This is a genomic window from Roseovarius sp. MBR-51, from assembly GCF_053628575.1.
In genome coordinates this window covers 22,208-28,278 of record NZ_JBRJGQ010000022.1, presented here as the reverse complement: position 1 = coordinate 28,278, position 6,071 = coordinate 22,208, and the positions used below count along the sequence as shown (strand labels likewise).

5 protein-coding genes are annotated in these 6,071 nt (G+C 62.2%); 4 read left to right on the top strand and 1 reads right to left on the bottom strand.

The genetic code is table 11. The features are described 5' to 3' along the window. Positions 1 to 663 (bottom strand): hypothetical protein (locus ACSSVY_RS20550; protein ID WP_454271731.1); only part of this gene is annotated, 663 nt, incomplete at its 3' end. A 248-nt stretch (positions 664 to 911) separates the two neighbouring features. On the opposite strand from ACSSVY_RS20550, the gene ACSSVY_RS20545 reads away from it, so the two are divergent. The 4 genes from ACSSVY_RS20545 to ACSSVY_RS20530 all read left to right on the top strand — a co-directional run bounded on the left by ACSSVY_RS20545 (position 912) and on the right by ACSSVY_RS20530 (position 6,060). Beyond that, positions 912 to 2,882 carry a flavin-containing monooxygenase gene (locus tag ACSSVY_RS20545; protein ID WP_454271730.1) on the top strand — a complete coding sequence of 657 codons (1,971 nt, stop codon included), beginning with the start codon at positions 912 to 914 and terminating at the stop codon, positions 2,880 to 2,882. After that, a complete protein-coding gene (locus ACSSVY_RS20540; protein ID WP_454271728.1) occupies positions 2,872 to 3,639 on the top strand; it encodes an SDR family NAD(P)-dependent oxidoreductase in 768 nt (255 codons plus the stop codon). The genes ACSSVY_RS20545 and ACSSVY_RS20540 overlap by 11 nt, the downstream gene beginning before the upstream one ends. A 20-nt stretch (positions 3,640 to 3,659) precedes the next feature. Next, the gene (locus tag ACSSVY_RS20535; protein WP_454271733.1) at positions 3,660 to 5,261 is read left to right on the top strand and encodes an AMP-binding protein; all 1,602 of its coding nucleotides are present in this window, start codon (positions 3,660 to 3,662) and stop codon (positions 5,259 to 5,261) included. Positions 5,262 to 5,382: 121 nt separating this feature from the next. Beyond that, entirely contained in the window at positions 5,383 to 6,060 is a 678-nt protein-coding gene (locus ACSSVY_RS20530) for a TetR/AcrR family transcriptional regulator (RefSeq protein WP_454271727.1), read from the top strand. Positions 6,061 to 6,071 lie beyond the last annotated feature (11 nt).

The following is a 6,071-nucleotide window of genomic DNA, read 5'->3' as shown; positions in this document are numbered from 1 at the left end:
GGCCTCGGCGGCATAGAGCACTCCGTCGATCGTACCGAGCTGCATCGCGGTGTAGAGTTCCGCGCCCGGGATGACGACCGGCGACGCACCGAGTTGCTGCACATACTCACCGTAGACGCCAACAGCCCGGATCTTCTTGCCGGCAAGGTCGCTGATGCTGGAAATCTCGTCCCTCAGCGCGACGCCGTAGTTCATCCCGAGAATCGCGGGAAAATGCTTGACGTTGAATTTCGTTTCATACGCGCCGCTGATGACCTCGCGCAGGCCGCGGTTGTAATAAGCGTCGTAGGCCTCCCAAGGGCGTTTCCAAGCGAACGGCAGGCCGACTTCGACATCGGCCTCCGGCACGTCACCACTATAGAATGCGCCGTAGGACTGGCTCACGTCGATAATGCCCTGGTCGACCGCTTCGAGCATGCCGGTCACGGAGCTGAGCGCGCCAGTATCGTAAGTCTCGAACTTGATTCGGCCGTTGCTGAGTTCTTCCACGATCTCGCGGAAGCCACCGCCGGTGATCGTGGTGAAAGCCTGATTCGACGGATGCGAGCTCTGGTAGCTCAGCGTGTAGACCTCTCCGCCCTGTGCCAAGGCCGTCTTGCTTGCGAGTGCCGCGGCCGCAGCGCCAAAGCCGCCCGCGAACAGGGCGCGTCTGTTCAGTGTCATGATGTTCCTCCCATATGCGGGCAAAGCCCGTCACCTGTTTTTTGCAGTCGCGATCATCCGCGGCCGCAGTCCGTACTCTTTCGGCGGCGGGGTGTTCCGAGCGCGGCCGGTGACCGAATGTCGAGACACGAGCGTTCCGCTTAACGAGCTTAACGATTTAACGAGCTTAACGATACGTGTTGCATGATACTACTCAGTATCATAATTGTCCATAACGCTATTTAAGATGATGGAGGACGGAAGGCATCATGACCACCGATACGCTGACCGGGATAAGGGCGCGCCTAGAGGCGGCTGACTGCGTTCCGCTTGCACTGGCGCTGGCACAGATGACGGGCGACCTTGCGATTCTCGACGAGGTCGGGCCGTATGTGCGTGGTCCGTGGGATTATTCGCATTCGCTTCCGGACGGATTGCAGGCGCTTATCCGCGACAGGGCCGCCGAGGCGCTTGAGAGCGGCGAGTGGAAGCTTCCGCGTCCGGATGCCGACACGCTGCGCAGAATGATGAGTGTTGCCGTTGGCGAAACCGTCGACGAGGAATACGTGCCAATGGTGCTCGAGCAGATGGACCTTTCGTCCGGGGCCCGTGCTCCTGCGCCGCATCCAGACCCGGATCGCGCGGGGCAATTCCCGGTCATCGTCATCGGGGCCGGTGCCTCGGGCATCTGCGCCGCGATCCAACTCGGCGAGATGAACGTACCGTACATTCTCATCGAGAAGAACGAGGGAATCGGCGGGACTTGGTACGAGAACCGCTATCCCGGCTGCGCCGTCGATACGCCGAACCATTTCTACCAGTTCTCGTTCGAGCCGAACGACGAGTGGCCCGAGTATTTCTCGCACCAGGCAAGCATTCTCGACTACCTGCGCCACTGCGTTGACAAGTACGATCTGGCGCCAAACATGCGGCTCGGGCGGGAAGTGACCTCGGCCGAATACGATCCCGACCGTCGGATGTGGACCGTGAAGGTTACCACGCGCGACGGGCAGGAAGAAGTGCATGAGGCGCGGGCGGTGATTTCGGCCGTGGGGCAGTTGAACCGTCCGTCCATACCTGACATTCTGGGGCTCGAGGATTTTGCTGGCGACGCAGTGCATACCGCACAATGGCCCGAGGGCGGTCTGGATCTGAAGGGGCGCAAGGTGGCCCTAATCGGCACCGGCGCCAGCGCCGTTCAGGTCGGCCCGGCGGTCAGTGATGACGTGGCCGAGCTGAAGGTCCTTCAGCGCTCCGGCGCATGGGTGGCCCGGCGACCCAACATCGACCGCCGTGTTGCCGACGACAAAAAGTGGGCGCTGAAGGAAGTCCCATTCTACGCCTCGTGGTATCGGTTCCAGCTTTTCTGGGGTTTCGCGGACGGACTCTTCGGAGCGCTGCGTATCGATCCCGAATGGGACGGCGGGCGCGAGTCGATCAACGCGGAGAACCAGAAGCTTCGTGATGCCATGATTCGCCACATGCGCCGCGAACTGGACGATCGCGAGGACCTGCTAGAGAAGGTGATCCCGGACTACCCGCCCTTCGGCAAACGGGTCCTTGCCGACGCCGGGTGGTTCCGGATGCTCAAGAAGGATCACGTAGAGCTCGTCTCGACGCCGATCGAGAAGATCGAGCGGGATGCGATTATTATGCGCGACGGGCGGCGGATCGAGGTCGATGCGATCATCTTCGCGACTGGTTTCCAGGCGGGTCGCATGCTCTGGCCCATGCATATCAAGGGCCGGGGGGAAGAAAGCATCAGGGAAATCTGGGGTGACGACGATCCGCGCGCTTTCCTCGGCATCTCCGTGCCGGAATTTCCTAATCTCTTCGTGATGTACGGTCCGAACACGAACCTCGGACACGGTGGCAGCGCGATCTTCTTGGCGGAATGCCAGATGCGATTCATCTCGCAGACGCTGGCCCAGATGATTGACGGCGGATACGAAACCGCCGAGATCCGGCGCGACGTCCATGACGAATACAACGAGGACATCGACAGGCGGCTGCGCGACCTGGTCTGGAGTCATCCCGCGGTGACGACGTGGTATAAGAATCCGAATGGTCGGATCATTACCAACCAGCCGTGGCGGCTAGTCGATTACTGGCGGCTCACGCACGATCCGGACCTGTCGGATTTCATTCTTCAGCCGGCTCCGGACGGCGGCGATGCTGCGCAATCCGCTCCGAAAGAGGCTGGAACGGAACATAAAAGAAAGGCGAACGATGTTGTATGATGGAAACTTCGGCTCCGGCGGTGTCCTCGTAATCGGCGGCAGCGGAGGAGTCGGGCGCGCAGTCTCCGAAGCCTTCGCCCGAGCCGGCAGCGACGTTGCGCTGACCTATCGCTCCAACGTCGAAGCGGCGGATGCAGCCGTGGCCGCCGTCCGGACGGCCGGGCAATCGGCGCTCTCGGGATCGGTCGACATCTCGGACCGCGCCGCGGTGCGCGAATTCGTCGAACGCGCGGCTTCTGAGTTCGGCGGACTGCATACGGTCGTTATCGCCATGGGGGCCGACATCAGCATGACCTGGGTGTCGGGCATTGATGACGACGAGTGGGACAGAACCATTGCCGGGGACCTGACCGGGTCCTACAATGTCCTGAAAGCGACCATCCCGCATCTTCAAAAGACGCGCGGGTCGGTCGTCGCGATGACCTCGGCGGCGTTGCACCGCTACGCTCAGAAGGACGTTCTGTCCGCGGTTCCGAAGGCCGGGGTCGAAGTTCTGGTGCGCGGTGTCGCACGGGAAGAGGGCAGGTCAGGCGTCCGGGCCAATGCGATCGCGCTCGGCGTCATCGACGGCGGTCTCTTCGACCGGCTGCGGGAACGCGTGACTCCGGAGTTCGTGGAAGCGATGAAGAAGAACACGGCGCTCCGGCGTTTCGGCAAGCCCGAGGAAGCGGCGGACCTCGCGGTCTTCCTCGCTTCGAACCGGGCTCAGTACATTACCGGCCAGAGCATCGCGCTGGATGGCGGATACTCGATCTGAGGGAGCGTTCATTGGAGACCATGACGATATCGGACATGTTGCGCCGCGCGGCCGAGCGCTACGCGGAGCTTCCATGCTTTCTGGACGACGATCGGTCGGTAACCTTCGCCGAGTTCGACCGGGAGGTGGACAGGCTGGCCGCCGGCCTTCTGCATCTCGGGGTCGGCAAGGGCGATCACGTCGGCATCTGGCTGCCCAACACCTACGAATGGCTTCTTTCGTTCTGCGCGACGGCACGAATCGGCGCCGTGACCGTTCCGGTCAACACGCGCTACAAGACCGAGGAAGCCGGCTACGTGATCGAGAGGGCGGATGCCAAGGCTCTCATCATGCTGCAGCGCATGTGGAAATCGGACTACTACGGCATGTTGTGTGATCTGGCGCCCGGTCTTCCCGACCAGCCTCCCGGCGCGCTCGACCTGCCGGAGCTTCCCAGCCTCCGCTCGGTCATCGTGATCGGGGGCGAGGCCCCTGAAGGCACGATGAGCTTCGCTTCCATCATGCGGGACGATCCCGAGGCCGTCCGCGAGGCGGAGGCGCGTGTCGTTGCGTCGGATCTGATGCTGATCTGTTTCACCTCGGGCAGCACGGGAAAGCCGAAGGGCGTGATGCATAATCACGTCGTCATCGCGCAGGCGACCCGCGTCGGTCGAGCGCTGTCTGTCGAGCCCGGCGACCGGGTGCTGGCGCACATGCCGTTCTATCACTCCGCCGGTCTCTACATGGCGCTGATCACGTCGCTCAACCTCGGTGCGGCCCTCGTGCCCATGGTCCAGTGGGATGCCCGCCATGCGCTGGAACTGATCGAGCGCCACAAGGTCACGATGTTCGGGGGGATCCCGACGCATTTCTACGATGTCTGCGCCCTGCCGGACCTGGACAGCTACGACCTGTCGTCGCTGAAGGCCGCCTGGATCGGCGGATCGGCCGTGATGAAGGAGACCTTCGAGCGGATCATGCGGTCGATGCGGCTACCTCGCCTGCTATCGACCTATGGCATGACCGAGAATACGATCTCGACCAGCTTTAACGACTGGGACGATCCTATCGGGTATTGCTGCAGCAACAAGGCGCCGCTGCTTTCCCCCTGCGAGGTCCGTATCGTCGATCCGGAAACCCTGAAGAGCGTACCGCGCGGGACGGAGGGAGAAATCTGGTGCCGCGGGGAGACCGTGATGATGGGGTATTACAAGGATCCCGACGCCACGGCCGATGCGATCACCTCGAAGGGATGGCTGCGCACGGGCGACCTGGGCGTTCTCGACGATGACAACTATCTGACCGTCACCGGACGCCTCAAGGAACAGCTCAAGATCGGCGGGACAAACACGTCGCCGATCGAGATCGAACAGATGCTGGCCGCCCATCCCGACGTGAAATCCTCGGTTGTGGTCGGTGTTCCGGACGAGAGAATGGGTGAAGTGGCATGGGCGTTCGTCGAGCTCGTCAATGGTGCGGATGCGAACGCCGAAGACATTATCGCGCATTGCCGCCGGTCACTGGCTGACTACAAGGTTCCGCGGCAAGTGCATTTCGTGACAGAGTTCCCGCTGACGGCAACGGGGAAGGTGCAGCGGAATGAAGTGGCGAAGACCGCGCAGGGTATGGCTGGGTTCGGCTGACGGGGATTCCTGTCCAGCGATACCCGGCTTGGCCACCGCGGTTCCGGCGGACTTGTCTTCGGGGTGGGCAGGTTCGAAGCCGACCGCTGGTCGCAAGAGTAGAGAAAAGAGGACGTGAACGATGAACGCAGCATCCGAAGGGACCATGGTAAGGCGGACACCCCGTCGCCGGCGCGACGGTCAATCCGATGAAGCGGCGGACAGCGCACGCTGGGAACTAATCCGGGCCGCGGCCCAAGTGTTTATGGATCACGGTTACACCGCCACCTCGATCGATTCCGTCGCCGAGGTTCTCGGGGCGACCAAGGGGCGCGTGTATTACTACTATCGTAGCAAGGCGGACCTGTTCTTCGACCTCCATCGGCTAGCGATGGAGATCAACCTGAACAAGATCCGGCCGATCGCGACGGACACCACCGGCCCGGCCGACCGGCTGCGGCGGATGCTTGTCGCCCATACCGAGTTGATAATGGACGAGTTGCCGCTACAATGCGTGTCGGTGCAGGGGGTCCAGATGCACCTGGCCGGCAGTACCACGCCCGAACAGCGAAAGACGCTCGACAACCTGATCGTGGCCCGCGATGAGTACGAGCGGCATTTCCTGAACGTGCTAGTCGAAGGCGTCGAAGCAGGTGAATTCCGGCAGTGCGACCCGCGTATCCTAATAAAACCGCTTCTCGGCGCCCTGAACTGGATGACGGTTTGGTACCGGAAGCGCCCGGACGAGACCGAGGAGATGCGCAAGCATATCTCGGACGAGCACACCGAGTTCCTGCTGCGCGGTGTACTGCGCTACTGAAGTCGTTCGAG

What these genes read in the sequence shown, in the direction of transcription:
- ACSSVY_RS20540 (WP_454271728.1), top strand. Translation starts at nt 2,872, where the DNA reads ATGTTGTATGATGGAAACTTCGGCTCCGGCGGTGTCCTCGTAATCGGC.
- ACSSVY_RS20545 (WP_454271730.1), top strand. Translation starts at nt 912, where the DNA reads ATGACCACCGATACGCTGACCGGGATAAGGGCGCGCCTAGAGGCGGCT.
- ACSSVY_RS20530 (WP_454271727.1), top strand. Translation starts at nt 5,383, where the DNA reads ATGAACGCAGCATCCGAAGGGACCATGGTAAGGCGGACACCCCGTCGC.
- ACSSVY_RS20535 (WP_454271733.1), top strand. Translation starts at nt 3,660, where the DNA reads ATGACGATATCGGACATGTTGCGCCGCGCGGCCGAGCGCTACGCGGAG.